We start from the raw sequence: 22,684 nt of genomic DNA, 5'->3' as shown, positions 1-22,684 counted from the left end.
TTTCTGCACCTTTTGCAACCTGTTACTGATCCCTGAATTCATTGGGATTTAACCCGTAATGCTTTTTGAACATTTTGCTGAAATACTGCGGATTCTGGTAGCCGAGCTCAGCGGTGATTTCGTATATTTTTTTATTCGTTTTTTTCAACAGATACAGCGCCCGCTCCATTCGCATGCGGATGATGTAATCTCCCAGGCTCTCGCCGGTCTCGGCCTTATAAATTTTGGACAGGTAAACCGGATGGAGATAGACCTTGTCCGCGATCGTCTTCACCGACGTATCCTGCCCCAGATCCCCGGACACCAGTTCCTGCACCTGATGAATGATATACCCCCGGGTGTAATGCTCGCTTGCGGACAGCTCGGATTGTATCTTGTCCAGCATGCCGCAGGCCCAGCTCCTCAGCTTGTCCGGCGACAGGATCATTCCTTGATCATGCAGCAAGTCAAAGCCCGATTGGTCAATCTGGTAAGCAAACTGTCCCTGTTTATGCGCAATATACATGAAGGCATTGGTCATCAGGAGATATACCTCATACAGATGCTCGCGCGAATAGCGGGCGTTCTCCAAATCCGCAAACACCTCGTTCACCTTCTGCCGGGCAGCTTCCCATTGCTTCGATTCAAGCAAATGAATCAGCGTGGGCGGCTTGTAGAGGGTCTCGAACGATTTCATCGGCGTGCCGCAAGCCTGCTGCGTATCCTCCAGATAGAGAATCGTGCCGGCCTCTTCACCGCCGGACATCATGAAGCTGCTGAGGCCCGAGCGGTACGCATGCGCCATGTTCGCTGGAAACGGAAACCAGTCGGTAATGACCAGCGCCAAATCCCCTTTTAAATAACGTCCTACCTGAGTACGGAAATCCTCTGCGAGCTCATGCAGCTTGCGTCTGCGAAGCTGCTCGAAATCCGGCTGCAGCCCGATGCTGTCACGGTACGCCGGCTTCAGCGAAGCCACAATCAGCAGGCAGTCATGCGGGGCTTTGCAGTGCCAAATATGCATCACCTCCGAAAAAATCTCCTCCGCGATATTCCCCACGGCATATTCCATCAGCATCAAGGAAGGATGGTCAAAGTGCGAAAACTGCCTGCCAAGCTGGACCAATATCATGACTGCCGATTCATCCGCCGCAATGGGGATGTCGTATTGCTGGAGCTTCTCCATCACGGCCTTCGGTGACCAGGTGCGGCCCAGCACCAGATCATGCATGAGGCTCGTTTTCAGCACGCCGGAATCCGATTTCATCGCGTACAGCAGCCGGTCATATTTCTCCGCGGCCTCCCATTCATCCTTGAGGGATTCCACGGCATGGCTCAAGCTCAGGATGAACTCCTCATCGTTGACCGGCTTCAAAATATAATCAAAGGCTTGCAGCCGCAGCGCCTTCTTGGCATATTCGAAATCGGAGTAGCCCGTCAGAAGCATGCAGCGGATATGCGGCCACTCCTGCTGGATCTGCTCCATCAGCTGCAGCCCGTCCATCCCGGGCATCCGGATATCCGAGACGACAATATCAATGGTGCTTCATTATATATCAATGGAGGGATTTGTTTGAAGAAAGGTCTTTTATCACGTAAACTGCCGATCATCACCCTTGCCCTAGGCATGACTATCGGTGCCGTTCCAGGCATGACTCTCGCCTCACCTTCTTCGAGCTTTAAGATTTCCAATCAGGAACTGCAATCCATCATTGAAGCGTCGCAACCCACGTATGTGTCACCACAAATCAATACCAATTCTTCTAAGAAAGTACGGGTTATCATCCAACTTAGCGGCCAACCTGCCGCCGTTGGCAAATATGCGGCGAAGCAAGGCATTAGTTCTCTCGCCAAATCCGCAACGGAATCGACTGTACAAAGCCAACAGGAGTCCTTCCTCGACGAAGTTTCGGACCAGGGCATCGATCTGAAAGTCAACTACCAATACGACACGGTATTGAATGGTTTTGAAGTCAGCGTGCCCGCCAACGAAATCCCTGAACTTGCCAAGATTCCTGGCGTAAAATCTATCCAGGAGAATAGTACTTGGTATGCTCTACCGATCGAGGCCTCATCAACAGGTACCGAAGAAAGATATGACATCAACCCTCTAAAACAAATCGGGGCCACCGATGCTTGGGCGGAAGGTTATACAGGAAAAGGACTTAAAATTGGTGTCATCGATACGGGTGTCGACTATACCCACCCAGATATTGCTCCGGCATACAAAGGCGGGTACGACTCATTCTATAACGACAATGATCCTTATGAAGAAGTTCCACTTTCTAAAGAGGATGATCCGTTTCATACCGGTTATGAGGGCACCTACCACGGCACGCATGTAGCCGGAACAATTATCGGGCAATACGCCAACAAAAATACCGATATTGCTCAAAAGGGAGTTGCATATGGAGCCGAGCTATACGCCTATAAAGTGCTCGGACGCAACCTTGATGACCCAAGCAAATCATCAGGATCATCGGCTCAAGTAATTGATGGTATTGAACGCGCCGTTAAGGATGGGATGGATGTCATCAACCTTTCCCTCGGTTCCGATTCCGAGAAAGACGTAAATTCGCCTGACGCCGTCGCTATTAACAATGCGGTTCTGTCTGGTGTCGTTGCCGTCATTGCGAATGGAAATGCCGGACCTAACTACTATACCATGGGATCGCCGGCAACGGCTCAGCTCAGCATTGCCGTGGGTGCTGTTACCAGCGAAAGCAAGCATTATACAGGCAGTTTGGTCCCTACCCTTGTAGATGCCGATAACCCAACTGTAACTACAGCAACGTACTCCACTTATGGAGAGCTTCAGATGATGGGCTGGGAAACGGCACATGAAAACTTCTCCGATATTGTCGGTACAGAACCACAAGAAGTGGTATATGTCGGTCTTGGCGATGATAAAGATTATGCTAACAAGAATGTCGAGGGCAAAATTGCTTTCGCTTCGCGCGGAACCCTCGCTTTTGTCGATAAAATCTCTAACGCCAAAAAGCATGGAGCTAAAGCAATCGTCATCTTCAATGGTATCAACAAAGGTACCGATGCGGACCTTAGCGAAAGTATCCCACTCCGCGACGGTTTTGCCGACGTAACTGTAGGCGACAACTTTGACTTCATTCCAACTTTCGATATGAAGGGAACGGAAGGACGTGCTTTGGCGAGAGCACTCCAAGAGAACCCGAACACGGAATTGCGGTTTGATTTTAGTTCTGATTTTCCACATACAATTATCCCAGGTGATGAACTCGCCGACTTTTCCTCTTGGGGACCTGATTCGGACGACAACCTGAGCATCAAACCGGATGTTACAGCGCCAGGCGTCAACATTCTCTCAACATGGCCTGCATATGGAAAAGATAAACCAGAAGCAACCTATGATAAAGCATATAGCCGAATTAGCGGTACCAGCATGGCTACACCGCATGTTGCAGGACTGGCGCTGCTGATCAAAGAAGCCCATCCGGACTGGAACCCGTTTGACGTTCGTGCAGCACTCGCCAATACGGCAGATATCCTGCCTGACTATGACGTATACCAGCAAGGCGCCGGACGTACAAACGTTATTAATGCGATCCATACGAATGCATTGCTTGAAGCAGTAGAACCAATCACAATTTTGGATAAGAATTTCAATCCTAAAAACGTCATTAATTATAATTCTTCCACGAGCTTTGGCCTGGTTGCTCCAGGAGCACTTAAGCAGACTAAGAGCCTGCAACTCAAAAACACAGGGAATGCTGAGCTTACCTATGAGGCTACCATTGATTGGCACGGGGATCATTCTGACATCGAAGCGACTCTAAGCACCAACCAGATTACGGCACAAGGGAAAAAAACCGTACCATTTGAATTGTCCCTTAAAGTTGGTTCCAATGCTAAAGAGAACAGTTTCTATGAAGGTCAAGTCACACTAAGAAGTGCAAACCAACCAGAATTGCACCTTCCGTTTGTCGTAAATGTAGGCAAGGAGAAGCCTGCGACCGGATTTGGTATTCAGGAAATGAACGTTTCCAATACCGTTGTCTATCCTAACCGTACAACGAAGACTTCTACCGATCTTTCCTTTAAGTTGTCGGCCGCTGATACCAACTACTATGAGATCGACCTGGTGAACCTGGATGATGAGACTATCGGATTCCTTGATGTTCAATCTACGGATACGACAAATGAATATTTCAAATCACAAGTCTATACTCTAAAGGGAATCACAAATGCCTATCATCCATATGACGCAGCCGGAAATCCGGTTCTGGATGAAAACGAGGAACCTACCACCGCTTACTTAAAAGATGGAATTTATAAAATCGAAGTTGTAGCAGTGCAATTTACGGCAACAGGATCGATAGCTAAAAGGCCCGATGGTTCAAAAATCATTTACAGTGGCGTAACTTCATTCCGCGTAGATGAATCGAAAGAAACGAGTGGCGGTGGCAATACAGGCGGCGGATCAGATGGCTCCGGAAATTCCGGCGGCGGATCCTCGACTAGTCCGACTACGCCGACCACACCATCGCAGCCATCTACCGGTGGTTCTGCAAATTCAGTTGTTGAGCAAGGACAAAAACAAGTTAGCGTAGCGCCCAAAACAACGACTGAAAACGGCGTAACCTCAGCAACGGTAACCGATGCTGATTTGAAAGCCGCCATCTCGTCGGCGGAAAATGCAGCTACGGCTGTTATCATCCAAGTTCCCGGCACGAAACTTGATCAAGTGAAAGTTACGCTGACTGCTGATCAAATCAAACAATTAAGCAGCCTGCCATCCGGCAGTACGATCGTGGTTAGCGCAGGTGGGTCTGCCGTCGCGGTCCCCGTCTCCGTACTCGGAAACGCTCCTGCTAATGCAGGTTTCGATCTAGTAATCAAAAAGGCTGAAGATCAAAAGCCTGCATTTGAAGGACAAAAACCGGGAGATAAAGTTATTGGTTCTCCGGTTTCTATTGAAGCCTTCTGGGTATCGGGCACCACTCAAGCGCCGGTTCAGGTTTCGAATAAAACCTTCATCAAGCGATCTTTTACCGTTCCAGGCAGCATTGAGCCGAATACTGCTGGCGTCTTGTTCGAAGAAAACGGAAAAGTAACCCCTATTTCTTCGGTCGTTAAAAAACAACAGGACGGATCTACGATCGTAACCGTAAACCGCCCGGGTTTCTCGGTATACGCTGTCGTTAGCCGCACGGTGAAATTCAATGATATCGCTTCGTCGCCTGCCGCATCCGATATTACGGCCTTGGCTAACAAGTTGATCGTTGACGGAACGGCCGAAGGCGTCTTCTCGCCGAAGAGCAATCTGACTCGGGCCGAATTCACCGCCCTGCTTTCTCGTTCGCTTGGACTTCGGTCTAGCAAAGCTTCCAGCTTCACGGACGTGAATGCATCCGCCTGGTATGCGAATGATTTGGCGGCCGCTTATGAAGCAGGATTGATTTTAGGCATTAACAAAGACCAGTTTGCGCCAAGCAATATCGTTACACGTCAAGAAATGGCCGTCATTTTGAATAGAGCCCTTCAGTTGACCGGCATAGAAGTAAAGGCGTCCAATCCGTCCTTTAGCGCGTATAATGACGATGCCAAAGTTGCGCCGTACGCAAAAGATGCCGTAAAATCTCTGGCTTCCAAAGGAATTTTCGGTGGTGACGGTAACGTCTTTAATCCAAGTGCTTCCGTTAACCGGGAAACAGCCGCTGCTGCCCTGCATCAGCTGTTGGTTAAAACCAATCTGATTGATTGAACGATTAATTAAATCGTAATACAACACCCCCAAGCCATGGAGCATTTACTCCACTCCTGGCTATGGGGGTGTTTTTTATAAAATGTAATTTTTCTCAGCCATTCCAGTCGCCTCTCAAAGTGAACAGCTCCCGCAAAGCCTCGGTCGATAGTTCGGTGATCCAGTTCTCCGTGCTAGAAATGACATTGTCGCTGAGCTGCTGCTTGCTCTCCAGCATCTCGTCGATGCGCTCCTCAAGCGTACCGAGGGAGATAAATTTATGCACCTGCACGTCTTTGGTCTGCCCCATCCGGTAGGCCCGGTCCGTCGCCTGGTTCTCCACCGCCGGGTTCCACCAGCGGTCAAAGTGGAAGACATGGTTGGCGGCGGTCAGGTTGAGTCCGACGCCGCCTGCCTTAATCGACAAGATGAACACGTTTGGCTGTTCTTCAGGCGGCAGTGTGCGGGACTGGAACCGCTCGATCATCCGGTCGCGTCCCGATTTCGAGGTGCCGCCGTGCAAATAGAGCACCGGCTCCTGCAGCTCCTGCGCGAGCACGCGCTGCAGCATCTCGCCCATGCCGATATACTGCGTGAAGATGAGGCAGCGCTCCCCTTCCTCACGCAGCTCCCGTACCATCTCCAGCAGCCGCTCCAGCTTAGCCGAGCGGCTGACCAGCATCGCTGCGTCCAAGCCGCCGTCCGGATCGGCGGCATAGTCGGCCCCTTCGCCGCCCATCAGCAGCGGATGGTCGCAGACCTGCTTCAAATGGGTCAGTGCGGACAGGATCGCTCCTTTGCGCTGGATGCCTTCGAGCTTCTGCACCCGGTTCATCAGATCGTTCACGGTCTGATCGTAGATGGCGCTCTGCTCGGCCGTCAAATGAATATACGTTTTCATTTCGTTTTTGTCCGGCAGGTCCAGCTGGATAGCCGGATCCTTCTTCTTCCGGCGCAGCATGAACGGCTTGACCAGCCGCTGCAGCTGCCTCGTGCGCTCCTCGTCCTGCTCCTTCTCGATTGGCTGGATAAACCGGGTCGTAAACGCGCGCAGCGTGCCCAAAAAGCCCGGGTTCATGAAGTCGTACAAGGACCACAGCTCCGACAGCCGGTTTTCGATCGGCGTGCCCGTCAGCGCGATCCGGTGCCGCGCCGGGAAGCTCTTCACGGCAGCCGACTGCTTCGTTTGGGCGTTCTTGATATTCTGCGCCTCGTCGAGGCACAGCGACTCCCAAGTGAACGCCTGCAGCAGTTCTTGATCGAGCGTTGCCGTGGCGTACGACGTCAGTACGATGTCCGCCTGCCGAATTTCCTCGCGGAAGGCTTTTTCGCCGGAACGCCGGCTTCCATAATGCAGCACCACATTCAGCGTTGGTGCAAACCGGTTTAATTCCTTCTGCCAGTTCCCCAGCACCGATGTCGGGCAGATCAGCAGCGAAGGCAGCCTGTTCCCGGACTCCGCCGGGTTTTCCTTCAGATGCAGCAAATACGTGATGAACTGCACTGTTTTGCCGAGGCCCATGTCGTCCGCCAGGCAGGCGCCCAGGCCGAAACGGCGCAGGAAAGCCAGCCATGAATACCCTTCGTATTGATAAGAGCGCAGCTCCGCCTTCAGCCCCTGAGGCACGGCAGGCTTCGGCCGCTCTTCCTGCTGGTTCAGCTGACGCATCAGCTTCATCATATGCTCATTCAGCTCGACCTCGAGCTCAATGCGCGGCTGCTCTTCCTCCGGCTGTTCCTCTTCCGCCGCAAATTCCGGCTTCTCCTCGCGCTGCTGAAGATGCAGGTGCAGCACATCCTGAAGGGACAAGCCCTGCGAGCTGTCGACCCCTTCCATCATCTGGCCGATTTGCTTGATCAGCGCCGGATCGAGCGTCATCCACTCGCCCCGGAATTTGACGAGCCGCTCATTGCGGGCAACCAGCTCCTTGAATTCTTCTTCCGTGAGCTGGGCTTCCCCGATGGCGACGCGCCAATCGAACTGGATAATCGAATCCAGTCCGAACAAGGAGCCTCCGCCTTTCGGCTTGGCTTCTTCGCCTTCGTTCTGGCGGACTTTGGCGCGCAGCTTGGGCTTTTTCCGCCTGGCGGCTTCCCACCAAGCCGGAAGCAGCACCTGCCAGCCCGATTCGAGCAGACGGCGGCTGTCCACGGTGAGAAACCGCCATGCCTCGGCATCGGACAGCGGCCGGCCGAGCAGATCGTCGCTGCGTCCTTCCCGAACCGCCCCCGGCAAACTGGCGCGCAAATGCTCCATCCATCCGGGGGACCGCTCCTGTACATGAGCGGACCATGCATCCGGCCACACGCCGGATGCATAGCCGTCCTTCCCCAGCCGGATGGGGATCAGCACGGACAGATCCAGCTTGTCCTGCAGCACGAGCTGAAGGCGCCAGATCGGCTCGGCTTCATCCGGCTCGAGCAGCTGCAGCAGCGGTCGGAAAGGAGCCATATCCGCCTTCCAGCCGATCGAAATCAGCCAAGCCTGCTCGTTTAAGCCGGCCACTGCGCCGCCTTTATGGAACAGCATCGGATATTCCCTCCGCAGATCGGACGCCGTCTCTTCCGTCCCATAGCAGCTGCTGAAGACCGCCGAGGAGAACGCTGCCTGCAGCCCGTCCCTGAACTCGGCGCTGCCGCTTTCGATTTGTCTGCGGGACTCCGTATCCAGCGCCGCTTCCTCCCACGACCAGCTCAGCTTTCCGGCCTGAAACCCGCGAAGACTCGGCATAAAGCGCCTCTTCTCGATGCAGGCCTGAAGCGCGGGGGCCAGCCGAACCAGCGCATCCCCTTCCTCATCCCATGCCCATTCGATATGCTCAAGCAGCATGCCCTCCGCCAGAAACGGCAGAACCTGCTCGGCGGGAAGCACGACCAGCTCCAAATTCTGTACCTGCTGAATTTCAAGCTCCGTCCCGTAAAAAGAAGGTTCATGCCAAGCAAACAGCCTTTGCTTCAATTCAAGTCCCGTTAGCGGGCGCTGCCCGGCGGTCGCCCCGTACAATAATGCATCTCCATAGGCGCTTAAACGGACATGGACCGTGATTTGATCGGTGTGCATGCTCATGATATCAGTTTTCCTTTCCGAAGCTCCTCCTGCAATGCGCGCAGCCGGCTGTGGCGGCTCGTGAATGCAAGCATAAACTGCTCCCACCGTTCCTCACGCTTCATTTTTTTGTACAGCTTGGATAAGCGCTTCAGCAGCTTCACCGCTGCTTTATAGCTCGATCTGTTTTTAAGCAGAATATAACGTTCAACCGCCTGGTGATAGAAAGGAAGCAGCAGTTCAGGCGCATTTTTCTCGATCGGCTGCAGGACGCTGACCCGAATGTCGAGCGGCTCTTTGCCGGTGCTCAGCTGCATGTCCATCCACTTCTGCCACTGCCCGTAAGCCAGCAGCGTCTCCTCATAGATTTCGCGTGAATACGGAAGCATGTCCGCCAGCGTCTTCCACATCTGCGTCTCGGAACCGGGAAGCTGCTCTACCGCCATGTTCCAATAGGACATATAATCCTGCAAATGACCCTTCCGGCGGCTGCTGAGCATCGGGGCGATCTGGACGAGCCAGGCTTGCAGACGGGGCCAATCTTCGGTGGTCACCAAAATTTTCAGGAAGGATACCAGAAATTCATGCGGGATGATCGAGCCTTTGTCTGCCGTCTGCAGCCAGGTCCATGCCTGCCGGTCCTCCCCGATCAGAAAATGGATTCTGCTCTGCGCAAGCATCCAAGGCTGCCGTGACAGCGTGCCGCCAAGCTCTTCTTCGGCCGTCTGCAGCTTCTGAAGCTCTTCGGAATAGATGGCCGTATCTTCCTGGTTCGGATGAATCCATTTCAGCCAAAGCCCGTCATAGACGGCAAACACATACTGCGAGCCTTTGGGCTCCGTCAGCATCTGTCTCCGCAGATACGTCAGCGTCTTGATAACACGCGGCCAATGCTCGGGCTCCGTGCTGATATCGAGTCCGTCTTCCAAGGTCCGATGGATCGCTTCCAGCAGCTCGTCCGCCGCAACCTGCGTGTGATATCCCATATAGGTACTGCCAAGGCGAACCGGCTGCTGCACCGGCTTAACCAGCTTCATCAGCAGGAACAGATGGGCATGCAAAGCGAACAGCTGCGCCATGACCGGTGAAAGGTCAGGTTTGACCGCATAGATCAAATCGATCGCATTTCTCGCAAAATGGGCATTCGGGCTGCTGAATTCCAGCGGCGTAATGCACAGCTTGAACAGGCCATGCCATTCGGCGATGCTCATGGACGGAATTTGAGCCGCCTTTTCGCGCAAAGCGTCAACGGGCTCCCCCTTCCGCGTTGAAGGCGCCTCATGAGGCAATGCGGCCTCTGATGGCCTGAATATTGCCGTGGAATGCGCGTTTACGATGGCGTGGACGGATCTTCCCTGCTTGCCCACGAAATCAAGAAGAACCGCCGTCATATGCTTGCAGTGGCCGGATGCGGGACAAGAACAGCGGCTTTCGGCCAATCGGTTCACATTCAGGTCAACCCGGTAATGCTCGCCGCCTTCGACGACCGCTTCGACATGACCCGGATCCGCTGCCTGCAGGGCATGGACGAGCCCCTGCTTATAATACTGAAATCCCCGCTTAATCGTCAGATCGCTAAACTGTTCTGCGACAGCCTGGATCAACGTCTGCCATGCTATATCGTCAATCGTATCGTTCGTGTTCATTATGTCATCGTCTCCCTGCGGAGTTTATCATGCTTAGCTCAGCTATTATCTCATATTCAATTTAACGGAGCTATCCGTACAACCATCATATTTTAACTTTTTCAGCGCTTCAACACCTGGTCTGATCGATACCATGCTTATTTTTTTATCGGGAAAATTTGACTGTTCATTCTTTCTGATAACTTAAAAAAGCCGAAAAAACGTCCGGCGCGGTTCCGCTGGCGTTTCTTCGGCTTCATGCTTCTTTATATGGAGTTTCCCTGAACCATCAGTCTGGCTTCCCGGTGGATTTCACTTCATGCCACGCGGTTTTCGGTCTCGTCTCCGGGTATCCGTATTTCTCCCGGTACGCTTTCCGTGCCTCGGTAAAGTCAAACCAGCATCGTTCGCTGTCCGGATGGTTGGCATGATGAACCATGCACCAAAGCGCGTCCTCCAAACACGGATCTTCCCAAAATCCGAAATGGTTCTCCAGTTGCTCCAGCAGATCCGGACCGGTCAGCGGTCTCAGCTCTTCGAGGGAACGGTATCCGATCGCGGCAACCCGCTCGGCAACCCTTGGACCGATGGAGGGAACGGTCTGAAACTGCGCGAGTGCGCGTAAATACGAAGCCCTCTCCGGTGTCGCGGCGAGTATGGCTGCCAAATCCGGAACATCCAGACCGGCAACCTCGTTCAGCTTGATTTTATGCGAACGCAGGCCTGCTTTTTCTTCCGGAGTCAAGGGAAGCTTGGGCGCCGGCCGTGTACTCATTATTGATCCCTCTTGGAATTATTTAGCGAATGCGCAAGCAGCCAGTCGTACACGTCCCGGTTGTCGTACGTTTCCGTCCATGAATCATGATTGGCTTCCGGATAGACCGTGAGCTTCACGTCACCGCCGGCTGCCTGAATCGCCTCAACCATCATCTCCGATTCAGAAAGCGGCACAACATCATCCTTCGCTCCATGGAATGCCCAAATTGGCGTTTCCGCCAGCGCAGCGGCATGATGCGGATTGCCGCCCCCGCAGACCGGAACCACGGCCGCGAAACGGCCCGGATGTTCTGCGGCCAGCTGCCAAGCGCCATAGCCGCCCATGCTTAATCCCGTTAAATATACGCGTGCCGGATCGGTAGGATACGCTGCCATCACCTCATCCAAAACCGCGATGACGGCATCCTTTTCCGCGTTCCAATCCGAATGATCCGGACACTGCGGTGAGATCGCGATGAACGGAAACGAAGGATCCTGATCGGCAATATGGGGCACACCGTGGACTTTCACGGCAGACAAGTCGCTGCCGCGCTCTCCCGACCCGTGGAGGAACAGGATCACGGGAAACTTTGAACCGGAATCCCGATCATAATTTTCAGGTAAGTGAAGCCAGTATTCCAGTGTTACTTTCTTCGTAATTTCTTTCTCCAGCCTGCAGGCTTGTTGACTCATGGCCATACCTCGCTTTCTGTTATCCGTTTGGTAGTCATCTCGGTCGATGCCTGTATATCATACGGATTCGTTCTCCCCTATTTACGCCAGTATAGGACCGATCTCCTTCTTGGCATCGGGATTTATTGGACGGACCAAGACAACGCAAAAAAAGATCACCCGCACCGGGTGACCTTTCTCTATAGGCAGCTATGCCTTCAGCTTGAATTTGCGTACTTCCTTCTCCAAATCGTCCGCCATGCTTTGCAGCATAGCTGCGGAGCTGGCGATCTCCTGCATGGAAGCCATCTGCTCCTCGGAAGACGCGGCGACGCTCTGGGAATGACCGGACGCGCTTCGTCCGATCCGGGCCAGCTCATCGAGCGAAGCAGCAACCTGCTCGCTTCCCGCCGACATCTGCTCGGCCGAAGCGGATACCTCATGGACCTGCTCGTTCACGCTTTGCAGGGAAGTGACGATCTCGCCGAATGCGGCTCCCGCCTGCTGCACCGATGCGGAGCCCTGCACCACTTGATTCATGCTGGCATTCATCGCGGTTGATGCGCGGTTGACGTAGGAGGAAATTTCGCTCAGCATGACGGATATCCGCTCGGAGGATTGGCCGGACAACTCCGCCAGCTTGCGCACCTCCTGTGCGACGACGGCAAACCCCCTACCCTGCTCGCCCACTCGGGCCGCTTCAATGGATGCGTTCAGGGCGAGCAGATTCGTTTGACCCGCGATGTTCGAGATGATTCCGACGATTTCCTCGATTTCATGCGAGCGCTCTTCCAGCTCCTTCAGTACGTTCACGGTATCCGAAACGCTGGTGTGAATTCCCTGCATCTCCTGTACCGATTGCTGGACAACCTGATTGCCTGTCTCGGCTTTTTGCGCCACTTCATGAGCATGCTCGGACAACAAGGAAGAATACTCTGCAATACGCTGAATGCCGACCGTCATTTCCTCCATCGCAATCTGGCTTTCGACCGCTGACTGCAGCTGCGTCTCCGAACCCTGGGCAACCTCCTGGATGGCGCGGGTAATTTCCTCGGTGGCACTCGAGGTCTGATCCGCGCTCGCTGCCAGCGCTTTGGAGGAATGCGTCACCTTGTCGGAAGTCTGCTGAACATTGTGAATCAAATGGCGGATATTGCCGATCATGGTATTGAAGTTCGCTGACAAGACACCGACCTCATCTTTATTTTTCACCGGAGCCTCTACGGACAGATCCCCCTCCGCTACTTTGATGCTCAATTGGGATAAACGGGTAATCGGGCGCAGCGTGATTCTCACCATGAATATGACGATCAATATAAATGCCAGAACGATGATCGAACCGATGATACTCGTTTTGACGACAATGGAACTCTGTTTATCGGCAATTTCTGAATAATTGTAATCCACACCGAATATAGCGACTGTTTTTCCGCTGCTGTCCTTGAGCGAGCTGACGATGCTGACCCATTTGCCGTAATCGTCCGTATAGACCTTGGAAGTCGCATATCCGCTCTTTTCCATCTCTTTCAGCGCATCCGCAAACGCACCCTTGGCTTCATACACGCTTCCTGGATTCAACCCCGATTTATACATCTCCTGGTTGCCTAATATCAGCTTTAACTTGGGGCTGCCTCCGCTGGTATCCATATCGGGCATATAAAGGTAACTGTTTGCAATGATCTGATTATCATTCATGCTGTCGAGTTTGTTTTGCACCTGCTGAATGTGCTCATCCTTCATTTCATCACCGGAGCCAAGGAGCGATTTTGCCTTTTCAATGGAAGGAATGTCTTGCACAATAATGGAATTCAGCGTCCACTCCATATTGGAAAGCTCCTCCATGTGCTGGCTTTTCATCTGCGATTGGCTGATCATCGTCAATACGCTCTCCAACAAAAAAAACAAAACGGCCAACATAATGCTCGACTTGAAAACCAAACTATTTTTCCTTTTCATGATAACCACCCTATGCGCTATGAAGTTCATTGCTGCTATGCCGTTCAAAAAATATGCCATGCATGCGCAGCACTGTGATGAATTTTATATCGACATTTTGAGTGGTTTTTATGATGATAAAAATAAACATGACATCTGCCGCGATGTAAAATCGCTTCTTAAGCGAATCGCACGGCTGGTGTCGAAATTCAGAACGCGCCATGGAGGTGTTGGCAGATGAAATCTGCGGTGGTAAGGGAAATTCAAGTGGCGGATTATCCGGATATTTATTTGTTGAACCAAGTTTTCAATCCCCGTTATGCCGTCTTTTCTGAAGAAAAGGTGAAAAAGAAAATTGAAACCATTTTGCAGCATACCGAGGATATTATTTTTGTTTATGAAGAGAACAGCCAGGTGGTGGGCTACATTCATGGAAGCCCATACGAGCTGCTTTTTTCCGAAGCTATGGTGAATGTATTGGGGTTTGTCGTCCAAGAAAACCATCGTCGGCGCGGAGTAGGCACCGCCTTGATTGAGAAACTGGAGCAGTGGGGACGAAACAACGGATTTAACGGGATCAAGCTGCTGTCCCACCCGAGCAGAACAGCAGCTCACCGATTGTATGAACAGCGGGGCTACCGGTTTACGAAGGACCAGAAAAATTATATAAAAACATTCGAAAACCCTTAGGCATAACCCTTAACGGATTCCGCCGCTCTCAAACCGGAATACTTTGCAATGGCCAAAATGGGGCAATTCCTCATCCGTCTCTTTGTACAGGCCCGGAGCATAGTTCCCTAACGTTTTCCTCCAAAAATGTTGGGTGCGGAGATTATCGGCGGTAGGCGTTGTGAACAGCATCCACTTGCCGGGAAACCGGTTGAAAAGCTCGATCGCCGCCTGCTCCCCCACGCCATTCCCGCGGAATGGCCGCATCACAAAAAATTCATTCATCATATACTCGCTTTCATCCACCAGATAAGGCGGGGTCGCGATGAGCCCGAAGCCTGCCGGCAAACCGTCTACCCGGATCAGATAAGGAAACAGAACGTTCTCCTTCTGCCACCAAATATCAAAAAGAGCCGTCTGCTCCTGCAGCGTCTTGTAGTCGTCCGTGTCTTCAAATACGCCGTACGCGTTCGGAAGGACCTTCCGGATTTCGGCAAGGTCATACAGATACAGTGGGTACAGATTCAGGATGATGCTTTTATCTTCCGGTGCGCATAATTCGACCGATATGTTCATGGTTATTCCCCCTTCAGCTACCCACATTATAGAAGCCGGGATGGACGGGAGATATACCGAAAACGCTGCCTAAGCATATTGGAACCGTACAAACAGCCCGCAGGATCTTTGGAATCCGGCGGGCTCGCTTTTTCATGCTTTCGTATATACGATTTTTTTAACGGTGTCGTAAGCCAAGCCATACTCGGATGATAATTGCTCGAGGGAGCTTCCTTCGGCAAACCGCTGGCGGATATCGCCATTTCGGCGCCGCAGCGCTTGCCTGCTGCCGGAGCGCTCCCCCCAGGCTTTGCGCGATCCCTTGACCGCCGGGATATAAATCCAGTCTCCCTGTACATACTGCTGCAGTTCGTCCAGCAGCCGCTTGGGAACAACCGTTTCCGCATTCATGTATTTCGTTTTCATTCTGCTCTGCTCCTTAAAGCTCAAATTGGATTTTAAGGAAGCAAAGTCTTCATGACTACAGCCATTTCAGCCCTGCCGTGCAGGACGGGGCGGTCGGTCTGCGCCGCTCCATGCAACTAACCGCCGCTGTACGCCATCCAGACTTTGCATGGAGCTTTCCCTGAAACTGTTCGCGAATCTCACGCTATCATTCCTCCTGCCTGTTCATCTGCTTTCAATGTACTTTAATCAACGGCATTAATCCAGCTTTCGGTACCATGGAAGCCGGCTTAGCGGCGCCTCCACCACTAAGATGCATGGGCCCTGCACCAGACTGCCATCGTCACCTTGCCATGACCCCGGCGGAAACGAGATGCTGCGGCTTACGGCTCCCTTGTGCAGAACCGGAGCCACTAAAATCCGCTCGCCCAGCATGAATTGGTCATGAATATCCTCATATCCCATGTCCGCAAACGAGTAAGCCAGATGCCGCAGCATCGGCTCTCCATCCTGCGCAGCCTGCTTGGCAATGTCGAGAATTTCGCTTCCCAGGCGGCTGTGCAGATCGGCTGCTTCCACGCAGCAGCGCAGATGCTCCTCATCCAGTACCCGCCAAGGTGCAGCAGAAAACTGCATCATCGGAAACAGCGCCGCGCACTGCGCCGAACGGACGAACAGCTCCTGGTCGAGCGCATCCGAATGCTGCTGAAAATGCGAATACTCCCCGCCGCCGATCATATCGGGGCAGGTAAACGGATGTCCAAGCAGGCCCTGCGCAAGGGCATCCGGAATGAGCGCCGATAAGCCGTTGCCGTCCCAGGCATGCAGCTTGTCCTTGAGCCGCTGCGCCAGCGGTTCCCCGCCCAGCTTCCAGCAGGCCCGGTACTCATTCAGAGCATACCGTAGTCCGATGCGGGCCCAAGCTTCGCATTGCCCATGGGGACTGGTGGAAACAGCCGTCTGGTCATCGTCCTTATAAAATTCGATATCTCCCGCGTCCAGCTTAAAGCCGTCCACGCCGTAGGCCGTCTGGAGAAAATCGAGCTGCGCGTGGAACCAGGACGCTGCGCCTTCATGCGTGCCGTCCAGAACGGCGCTGCAGCCGTTCCACCAGCGCCGGATCGCCGTATTTCCCTGAGCGTCCTTGAGCAGGTAGCCTTTGCCTTCCAGTTCGCGGAAGGTTCTCGAATCAGGACTGACAAACGGGCATACCCACAGCATGACCTTGAAGCCCATGCCGTGAAGCTGATCGATCATCCCTTTCGGATCGGGAAATCTCCCCGAGTGAAAACGCCATGTTCCGTAAGGTTCATGCCAGTTGTCGTCAATCATGAGGACGCCCGGCGGCATGCCCTGCTCCAGCACCGCCTTGGCATAAGCCAACACCTTCGCTTGGGTCGGCTCATATAAAAGCTCGATCCACAGGTTATACTGCGGCGCCGTAAACAGAAGCTCGTCCGGGTAGGCTCCCTTTGCGGGGAAATGTCTGACCGCAGCTGTCTTAAACGCCTCGCGAAGATTCCCGTGTCCTTCGCTCACGGTAGTCTCGGAAGCTCCCTTCGTAATGATCAGATGATCGTGCTTGGGCGTGAACGAAAAGGCGAACGGCTCCTCCGACCAGATATATCTCCCTTTATTGGACACCAGCAGCGGCGCCGCCTGATTCGCTCCCAGTGTCTCATTCAAATCCGCTTCGAAAGGGCTTGCCCCGTAAGGCATGCTCATGCCGTCCGCAGCTCGGCCACCCCACCAGCGCTCGCCTTGCACCAGCGGAATCATCATTTTGTCCTCCATGCTTCACTCTCCTTTTTAAGCCATCCTAAGCCCATCTTATCCTTTCACGGAACCGGCCGCTATCCAATTCGGGCATATATTTCTGCATGAGATGTAGAAAAAATTCAGCAGCGGAGTCACGCCCAGTGCCAGCATCGGGGAAAAGGCGGTTTTCGACCATGGAAAATAAAAAAACGCCTCATTGGTTTGGAGGCGGCTTTTACAATACGTATTCCGTTTTGCTGGAATATCCCCATACGATCCATAAGATGACATAGACCGGGGGCAAAAAAATGCAAAATAAAACATAAGCTCCGTGTTTTCCGATCGCATTCAGCAGCTTCACCTGCCAAATGATCATGAACACGATGTTCACAACCGGTACGAAGCAGATCAGAACCCACCAGGCGTTGACCCGAATCAGCTTCAGCTACAGAATATTGCTCAGGATCGGAATGAAAGCAAACCAGGCAATATCATCATAGTACGCCTTTTTCGCGATCTGAGCGTAGCCCCCGCAAATCACGAAATAAACGATAATATAGAGTAAAATCAAGTATCCCGGCATCATCGACCTCCTACAACATGAACATGATATGAAATTCCTAATTCGATATTTCCTCCTCAATCCCTCTCTGATTCATTGATTATATGTTCGATAAATGCAATTTCATGTCTTCAAACCATAACAAAAATCCCGGCAGCCTAAGCCTGCCGGGATCTTTCAACATATTTATTTCAATGCTGCCGCGGATGCCTGCTGGTTGTACCATTTTACGAAATTGGTAATGACGGTATCCAGGAAAATCACCGTTGCTTCGTCCTTGAGGTTTCCGTTTTCGTCCATTTTCTCGTGAACGATGCCGACATAGACTTCATTGCCTGGAAGCAGCGGCGAGTTGATGCCTGGCGAGAACAGGATATCGCGCAGATGCTCCTGGGCACGGACGGTACCCATCAGTCCCATGGAAGCGCCCATAATGAAGGAAGGCTTGCCTACCATAACGCGGTCGCCGCGGGAGAGCCAGTCAATGACGTTCTTCAGGACGCCAGGGATCGAATAGTTGTATTCGGGCGTTACCCATAAAACCGCGTCAGCAGCTGCCACCTTCTGACGCAATTCTTGGACTGCCGCAGGAGGATCATTCTCAATATCCTGATCATAAAAAGGAACATCGCGGAGTTTCAAAATTTCAACGTCCATTTGCTCCTTGTATTTGTTTTTCACATAACCCGCCAGCTTTGCGTTATAGGAATCTTTGCGGATGCTCCCCACGAGTGCTACGACTTTCATTTTGACATTCCTCCAATGGTTGTTTGATTAGTATGTTTCAGGCCGAAGACACTTATACCTGCCGTACGTTCTCACGCACTTGTCCAAGCAGTCTTCGAAGCTCTGAGGTTTCCTCTTCCGTCAACCCTTTGCTTAACAGCTCACGAGTCGTTTGGCCGATGGTGTTCACTGCTTCTCTCAGCTCTTTGCCCTTATCAGTCAGGTACACTTCAACTGAACGCCGGTCGTTCGAGCACTCCAGCCGCCGGATATAGCCTTTCCCTTCCAGGCTGAAGATCATCCGGGTGATGCTGGATTTATCTTTGCCGAGCTGCTCGGCGATCGCGTTCTGTGACATCCCTTCCCTTTCCATCAGCAGAGCCAGAATCAGATGCTGCTCCGGGGCCAATTGATATGGGGCCAGCTGTCTTTTCAAATACTGCGTGATCTCCAAATCAACGGTATGAATCAGAACCCCGATGTTGTCGAATACGCTAGATCCCACCCTATCACCTCGTTAGTTGATATAACAACTGTTGACCAGTCCATTATGTTCTTCAAGCAAGAATTTGTCAAATCCGTTTACATCCAATCCGGGAACAAGCCTTGTGTGGCCATGATAAAACGTTCTTCCGAAGCTTGGCTTGGCTTTCCGGATGGCTTCGATCCGCCATGGAGCTTCGGCAGCTTGAACGTGGTCTGTCCATCGCCCCCGTAATTGACGCCGATGACGGCATACAGATGCTGATATTGTTCCACCGAAAGCTCCTGTCCATCACAAAAAATCCATCCTGCCGGAGCGGACTTCCCGCTAAACCTGCGGATTTCACCAAGATACGGCTTGTTCATCGGCCTGGCTCCCTCTCTTTTTCAGAAATAAGATCCTTAGAAATGCTCCACGTTGTCGACCATCGTTAAAGTTATTGTACATGTGCGCTCTGAACAAATTCTGAACATGCCTTGCGATCCTCTCCAAGCACCGCAACAAATACCATATATTGTCGTCTAAGGAAATAAGGAGGGTGCGATGAAAAAAATCAGCATTACGCTGCTGCTGTGCGGTCTCTGTTTGATAACGGCCTGCCGGGAGCCCGTTTCCAAGACCGTATCGGAAGAGCCTGACAAGATCACGGAAACGAGCCCAAACAACACAGCGGGCACAAATCCCTCATATCTGCCCGAGAGGCAGAAAAACGATGTCGCGGACAGAACGGATACGTACCGGTTGGACAGCCAGGTGCAGTGGAGAGCGGAATATACCAGCGGCGGCGCGTCACAAGAAGATATGAGCTTATACCGTACCGCGGACGGAGGAACCACCTGGAGTAAGCTCGGCGATACCACGGAGCCAGGCTCTACCTTGCCGCGTATCCAGCATACGGGTCTTTTTTTTCTCAGTGAGCAGGTCGGATGGATCATCACGTCTTCCCCAGCGGAAGGCGATGTCGGCTTGTACTTGACGCAGGATGGCGGCCTGAACTGGACGCATCAGCCAGTAGCCATCCCGGAAAAATTTCGCCATGAACAGTTCCGGGCGCTGCCTCCAACCTTTTTCACGAAGGAAAACGGGATGGTGATCGCGGATAATACCAGCCATAAGCCCGTCATCCTGCTGACTCACACCGGCGGTATGGACTGGTCGGCCGTTCTGGATACCGATATGACAGGTGTTCTTGGCAACATCCGATGGGATTTCGGAGGGAGCAATGCAGGTAACAACGCTCCTTGGAAAATCATGATCGGCAAGCAAGCCTGGGAATCTTCGGATCAAGGCCGCTTCTGGAATCTTGCCGCAGATTTTTAATATGAATCATCGGAGAGCATCAAGATACGTTTAAAGCATATACCAACTGCTCTCCGAGCTTTCCTTCCCTTCTTCGTCCGGTATCTTGGAACCCCACCTTCTCGTACAGCTTCTGGGCGGGAAGGTTTTTGTGATTCACCGCCAATACGACCTCGTCGTATTCTGGAAACTGCTCCTTCACCAACGCTTGAAGCAGGAGCATCCCCTTTTTGGCATAACCTTTGCCTTGTTCAACATGATTAATGGATAATGCCGTTAACAACATGGCTCCCGGGTTCTCGCTGTAATCCTTGACTCTTTCGCTCGTATGCAGAATGAAAAACCCGACAGGCTCCTCATCGTTTACAATCACAATGGGATGACGTCCGGGCCCTGCATCAAGCACCTCAGCGGGCATCGCCGTGAATTGGGCTTGCTCCCCGGGAAGCTGAAAGGCGGCAAGGGCTTCCTGGTACTTGTCGTTGTAACGTTGCAGGCTGACTTGATTATAAACCATGCGCAAGTTCTACTCCTTTACGATATGATTTCCGAATATTTGCTTCAGATGATGCTCCAAATGGTCCACATAGTCCCGCATCATCCACTCCAGGGTCACAAGCTGCCCGTCACCGAACGGATAGGTATTCTGCAGCCGCTCCTTTGGCGTATGTTCCATCACCGCGGCCACCTGCTTGTGAAGGCTTACCCATAAGCTTAATACTTGCTCAAAAGGAAGCGTCTGATATCCCATCAGCTGAACCCAGGCATCCTGGTCGTATCGGATGACCGTTTGCGGCTGTTCCTCATATTGTGCACGAATAAACCGCTGCAGGTTATTTTGCGCAGAGTCGCACAAATGACCGAGAATTTCCTTTTTGGACCACTTGTTCGGCTGCGGCCGCTTGGAGATTTCCGTTTCAGATTGTGCGTTGAAGCTTGCGGGCACCTTCTCAATCCAATGATGTAACCGTGCTATAACCTCTTTCATATGCTAACCTCCTGAAGGCTATTCAGCCCATTCCTGTCTCTAGTTTACCTTGCTTTTCGATGGGTGGTAAATGGCTGCAAGCAAGAAAAAAGCCTGCCTCCATCATGAAGCAAGCTTATTGCCAACATTGTAAACCATTCGTTATTGATTGATCAATCACATTTTTGCATGCATCGGGTACTTTTCTTTAGCCTTTACGCCTTTACGCCTTACTTGCCATCTCCGCAATCTGCTGCAGCCATGCCGCCCGCGTGGCTTCATCGGATTGGGGCACGGATTCAAGGAATAGATGATACATCACATCAAGTCCGCAGTATTCGAAAATCCCTTTGTCAGAGGTCAGCCGCAAGGCCTGATCCATGCCACTCGCCGCATACTGGGCATGCGATTTGCCCTGCGTGTTGATAATGACCGTCTTTTTCCCTTTTAACAGACCCATCTGTTCGCCGTTCACGTACCGGTACGCAAAGCCATAGGAAAACACCCGCTCAATGTAGCCTTTCAGGATCGCCGGCAGCCCGGTCCACCAGATCGGATAAATAAACGTAATCACGTCTGCCCATTTCAAATATTCCTGTTCCTGCACGATGTCTTCGCCAACACCGCCAAGTATTTCACTGCTGGTGATGACTGGCTGGAATTCCATGGCATACAAATCGCGAACGATGACCTCATGTCCCTTTTGCCGCAGTCCTTGGACGGCGGTTTGCAGAATGGCATGATTAAAGCTTTCTTTTCTCGGATGAGCGTAAATAATCAAATGATTCATGATTTGGTCTCCTCTCATTTTTCCACTGATTTTATTGTTCAGTTTATATTGTGAGTGATTGATCAATTACAATATTAGAAAAAAAATTTCTCTTATTTCTTTACCATCAGATCCGGCATTTCCATGGCCATCGATACGTTGCATAGCATCCCCCTGGCCAGAAAATCAGATGTTTTCACAGCTGCCTCCGGGAGGCCCGCTTGTTCAAATGCATTCTGCACCAGTTCCTTTACCTGGCCCATGCCCTCTCTCATCGCGTCCCGGATGGGCGTCTCACGGATGGTTTGGGCCTGCATCTGAAGCAGAATCTCGTTTCGGTGCGACTCTATGATTTCCTCGTAAGCCCGGATTAACCCGATCTCCAGCTGCTCCGGCGAAGAGGTCCCGATCACACGCTTAAATGCTTCCATAATTCGCTGCCACGACACTTCAAGTGCTTCGACCAGCAGGGATTCCTTCGTAAAAAAACGGTACACATAAGGCTGCGAGATGGAAGCTCGCTCCGCGACTTGAGCCGTCGTTGCACGGTAATAACCGATTTCCGCAAAAACCTCGATCGCTGCAGATACGATATCCGTCCGGCGATTAGCAGATGAAGTCCCTTTTGCCATATTCGTTCACCTCTTTTCCGATATTGATTGATCAATCACTCACTATGGACCCATTGTATTCCATCTTATTCTGATTTGCAATTGTTTATTGAAGAAATGTGCGATTGGGGAGCTCCAATTCTCAGC

The 22,684-nt window shown here is 52.2% G+C and carries 22 protein-coding genes; 4 read left to right on the top strand and 18 right to left on the bottom strand.

What is annotated here, in order from left to right:
• Positions 1-22 precede the first annotated feature (22 nt).
• Positions 23-1,513 (bottom strand): response regulator transcription factor, encoded by a 1,491-nt coding sequence (locus PCH05_RS19595; protein ID WP_281278784.1) that lies wholly within the window; start codon positions 1,511-1,513, stop codon positions 23-25.
• A 39-nt stretch (positions 1,514-1,552) separates the two neighbouring features.
• On the opposite strand from PCH05_RS19595, the gene PCH05_RS19590 reads away from it, so the two are divergent.
• On the top strand, positions 1,553-5,719 hold the full coding sequence (locus PCH05_RS19590) for a S8 family serine peptidase (protein WP_246049773.1): 4,167 nt from the start codon (positions 1,553-1,555) through the stop codon (positions 5,717-5,719).
• 94 nt (positions 5,720-5,813) lie between these two features.
• Here the strand turns inward: PCH05_RS19590 and PCH05_RS19585 are convergent, their stop codons facing one another.
• The 5 genes from PCH05_RS19585 to PCH05_RS19565 form a co-directional block, all read right to left on the bottom strand.
• A complete protein-coding gene (locus PCH05_RS19585; protein ID WP_127604980.1) occupies positions 5,814-8,765 on the bottom strand; it encodes a DEAD/DEAH box helicase in 2,952 nt (983 codons plus the stop codon).
• A complete protein-coding gene (locus PCH05_RS19580; RefSeq protein WP_127604978.1) occupies positions 8,762-10,390 on the bottom strand; it encodes an SWIM zinc finger family protein in 1,629 nt (542 codons plus the stop codon). Before PCH05_RS19580 ends, PCH05_RS19585 begins: the two co-directional genes overlap by 4 nt.
• A gap of 268 nt (positions 10,391-10,658) precedes the next feature.
• Positions 10,659-11,144: a helix-hairpin-helix domain-containing protein gene (locus PCH05_RS19575; protein WP_127604976.1), complete on the bottom strand. Its 486-nt coding sequence runs from the start codon at positions 11,142-11,144 to the stop codon at positions 10,659-10,661.
• Positions 11,144-11,818, bottom strand: coding sequence for a carboxylesterase family protein (locus PCH05_RS19570; protein WP_127604974.1), 675 nt, complete (start codon positions 11,816-11,818; stop codon positions 11,144-11,146). Before PCH05_RS19570 ends, PCH05_RS19575 begins: the two co-directional genes overlap by 1 nt.
• A gap of 189 nt (positions 11,819-12,007) precedes the next feature.
• On the bottom strand, positions 12,008-13,621 hold the full coding sequence (locus PCH05_RS19565; RefSeq protein WP_164766724.1) for a methyl-accepting chemotaxis protein: 1,614 nt from the start codon (positions 13,619-13,621) through the stop codon (positions 12,008-12,010).
• On the opposite strand from PCH05_RS19565, the gene PCH05_RS27380 reads away from it, so the two are divergent.
• Positions 13,599-13,973: a hypothetical protein gene (locus tag PCH05_RS27380; protein ID WP_164766723.1), complete on the top strand. Its 375-nt coding sequence runs from the start codon at positions 13,599-13,601 to the stop codon at positions 13,971-13,973. The two genes, PCH05_RS19565 and PCH05_RS27380, sit on opposite strands and share 23 nt — an antisense overlap.
• Positions 13,970-14,422, top strand: coding sequence for a GNAT family N-acetyltransferase (locus PCH05_RS19560; RefSeq protein WP_127604969.1), 453 nt, complete (start codon positions 13,970-13,972; stop codon positions 14,420-14,422). Before PCH05_RS27380 ends, PCH05_RS19560 begins: the two co-directional genes overlap by 4 nt.
• Positions 14,423-14,431: 9 nt before the next feature.
• On the opposite strand, the gene PCH05_RS19555 is transcribed toward PCH05_RS19560, so the two are convergent.
• From PCH05_RS19555 to PCH05_RS19530, 8 genes are all read right to left on the bottom strand, one after another.
• A complete protein-coding gene (locus PCH05_RS19555) occupies positions 14,432-14,977 on the bottom strand; it encodes a GNAT family N-acetyltransferase (protein ID WP_127604967.1) in 546 nt (181 codons plus the stop codon).
• A gap of 132 nt (positions 14,978-15,109) precedes the next feature.
• On the bottom strand, positions 15,110-15,382 hold the full coding sequence (locus tag PCH05_RS19550; RefSeq protein WP_127604965.1) for a CD3324 family protein: 273 nt from the start codon (positions 15,380-15,382) through the stop codon (positions 15,110-15,112).
• A 237-nt stretch (positions 15,383-15,619) separates the two neighbouring features.
• Positions 15,620-17,155, bottom strand: a complete 1,536-nt coding sequence (locus PCH05_RS19545) for a glycoside hydrolase family 31 protein (protein ID WP_246049771.1) — start codon at positions 17,153-17,155, stop codon at positions 15,620-15,622.
• A 199-nt stretch (positions 17,156-17,354) separates the two neighbouring features.
• A complete protein-coding gene (locus tag PCH05_RS27375; RefSeq protein ID WP_281278783.1) occupies positions 17,355-17,555 on the bottom strand; it encodes a DUF5684 domain-containing protein in 201 nt (66 codons plus the stop codon).
• Positions 17,556-17,564: 9 nt separating this feature from the next.
• Positions 17,565-17,702 carry a hypothetical protein gene (locus PCH05_RS27370; RefSeq protein ID WP_164766721.1) on the bottom strand — a complete coding sequence of 46 codons (138 nt, stop codon included), beginning with the start codon at positions 17,700-17,702 and terminating at the stop codon, positions 17,565-17,567.
• A gap of 165 nt (positions 17,703-17,867) precedes the next feature.
• Positions 17,868-18,428 carry an NADPH-dependent FMN reductase gene (locus PCH05_RS19540; RefSeq protein WP_127604963.1) on the bottom strand — a complete coding sequence of 187 codons (561 nt, stop codon included), beginning with the start codon at positions 18,426-18,428 and terminating at the stop codon, positions 17,868-17,870.
• Positions 18,429-18,480: 52 nt separating this feature from the next.
• Positions 18,481-18,912 (bottom strand): MarR family winged helix-turn-helix transcriptional regulator, encoded by a 432-nt coding sequence (locus PCH05_RS19535; protein WP_127604961.1) that lies wholly within the window; start codon positions 18,910-18,912, stop codon positions 18,481-18,483.
• Positions 18,913-18,989: 77 nt separating this feature from the next.
• Positions 18,990-19,256, bottom strand: coding sequence for a phage tail protein (locus PCH05_RS19530; protein WP_127604959.1), 267 nt, complete (start codon positions 19,254-19,256; stop codon positions 18,990-18,992).
• Positions 19,257-19,434: 178 nt separating this feature from the next.
• Here PCH05_RS19530 and PCH05_RS19525 point away from each other — a divergent pair, with 178 nt between their 5' ends.
• Entirely contained in the window at positions 19,435-20,211 is a 777-nt protein-coding gene (locus PCH05_RS19525) for a WD40/YVTN/BNR-like repeat-containing protein (RefSeq protein WP_127604957.1), read from the top strand.
• 19 nt (positions 20,212-20,230) lie between these two features.
• Here the strand turns inward: PCH05_RS19525 and PCH05_RS19520 are convergent, their stop codons facing one another.
• From PCH05_RS19520 to PCH05_RS19505, 4 genes are all read right to left on the bottom strand, one after another.
• On the bottom strand, positions 20,231-20,707 hold the full coding sequence (locus PCH05_RS19520; protein WP_127604955.1) for a GNAT family N-acetyltransferase: 477 nt from the start codon (positions 20,705-20,707) through the stop codon (positions 20,231-20,233).
• A 9-nt stretch (positions 20,708-20,716) separates the two neighbouring features.
• Positions 20,717-21,178, bottom strand: a complete 462-nt coding sequence (locus tag PCH05_RS19515; RefSeq protein WP_127604953.1) for a DinB family protein — start codon at positions 21,176-21,178, stop codon at positions 20,717-20,719.
• Positions 21,179-21,380: 202 nt separating this feature from the next.
• Positions 21,381-21,947, bottom strand: a complete 567-nt coding sequence (locus tag PCH05_RS19510) for an NAD(P)H-dependent oxidoreductase (protein ID WP_127604951.1) — start codon at positions 21,945-21,947, stop codon at positions 21,381-21,383.
• A 92-nt stretch (positions 21,948-22,039) separates the two neighbouring features.
• Positions 22,040-22,558: a TetR/AcrR family transcriptional regulator gene (locus PCH05_RS19505; RefSeq protein WP_127604948.1), complete on the bottom strand. Its 519-nt coding sequence runs from the start codon at positions 22,556-22,558 to the stop codon at positions 22,040-22,042.
• Between the last annotated feature and the right edge of the window lie 126 nt (positions 22,559-22,684).

This window comes from Paenibacillus chibensis (genome assembly GCF_004001045.1).
GTDB classification, from domain to species: Bacteria; Bacillota; Bacilli; order Paenibacillales; family Paenibacillaceae; genus Paenibacillus_AQ; species Paenibacillus_AQ chibensis.
The sequence above is the reverse complement of the archived record's forward strand: the minus strand, read 5'-3'. Positions and strand labels throughout refer to the sequence as shown.

Coding starts and splice junctions, on each gene's coding strand:
- PCH05_RS19585 (WP_127604980.1), bottom strand. CDS start 8,765: ATGAGCATGCACACCGATCAAATCACGGTCCATGTCCGTTTAAGCGCC.
- PCH05_RS19580 (WP_127604978.1), bottom strand. CDS start 10,390: ATGAACACGAACGATACGATTGACGATATAGCATGGCAGACGTTGATC.
- PCH05_RS19575 (WP_127604976.1), bottom strand. CDS start 11,144: ATGAGTACACGGCCGGCGCCCAAGCTTCCCTTGACTCCGGAAGAAAAA.
- PCH05_RS19570 (WP_127604974.1), bottom strand. CDS start 11,818: ATGAGTCAACAAGCCTGCAGGCTGGAGAAAGAAATTACGAAGAAAGTA.
- PCH05_RS27380 (WP_164766723.1), top strand. CDS start 13,599: ATGGAATTCAGCGTCCACTCCATATTGGAAAGCTCCTCCATGTGCTGG.
- PCH05_RS19565 (WP_164766724.1), bottom strand. CDS start 13,621: ATGGAGTGGACGCTGAATTCCATTATTGTGCAAGACATTCCTTCCATT.
- PCH05_RS19560 (WP_127604969.1), top strand. CDS start 13,970: ATGAAATCTGCGGTGGTAAGGGAAATTCAAGTGGCGGATTATCCGGAT.
- PCH05_RS19555 (WP_127604967.1), bottom strand. CDS start 14,977: ATGAACATATCGGTCGAATTATGCGCACCGGAAGATAAAAGCATCATC.
- PCH05_RS19550 (WP_127604965.1), bottom strand. CDS start 15,382: ATGAAAACGAAATACATGAATGCGGAAACGGTTGTTCCCAAGCGGCTG.
- PCH05_RS19545 (WP_246049771.1), bottom strand. CDS start 17,155: ATGGAGGACAAAATGATGATTCCGCTGGTGCAAGGCGAGCGCTGGTGG.
- PCH05_RS27370 (WP_164766721.1), bottom strand. CDS start 17,702: ATGCCGGGATACTTGATTTTACTCTATATTATCGTTTATTTCGTGATT.
- PCH05_RS19540 (WP_127604963.1), bottom strand. CDS start 18,428: ATGAAAGTCGTAGCACTCGTGGGGAGCATCCGCAAAGATTCCTATAAC.
- PCH05_RS19530 (WP_127604959.1), bottom strand. CDS start 19,256: ATGAACAAGCCGTATCTTGGTGAAATCCGCAGGTTTAGCGGGAAGTCC.
- PCH05_RS19525 (WP_127604957.1), top strand. CDS start 19,435: ATGAAAAAAATCAGCATTACGCTGCTGCTGTGCGGTCTCTGTTTGATA.
- PCH05_RS19520 (WP_127604955.1), bottom strand. CDS start 20,707: ATGGTTTATAATCAAGTCAGCCTGCAACGTTACAACGACAAGTACCAG.
- PCH05_RS19515 (WP_127604953.1), bottom strand. CDS start 21,178: ATGAAAGAGGTTATAGCACGGTTACATCATTGGATTGAGAAGGTGCCC.
- PCH05_RS19510 (WP_127604951.1), bottom strand. CDS start 21,947: ATGAATCATTTGATTATTTACGCTCATCCGAGAAAAGAAAGCTTTAAT.
- PCH05_RS19505 (WP_127604948.1), bottom strand. CDS start 22,558: ATGGCAAAAGGGACTTCATCTGCTAATCGCCGGACGGATATCGTATCT.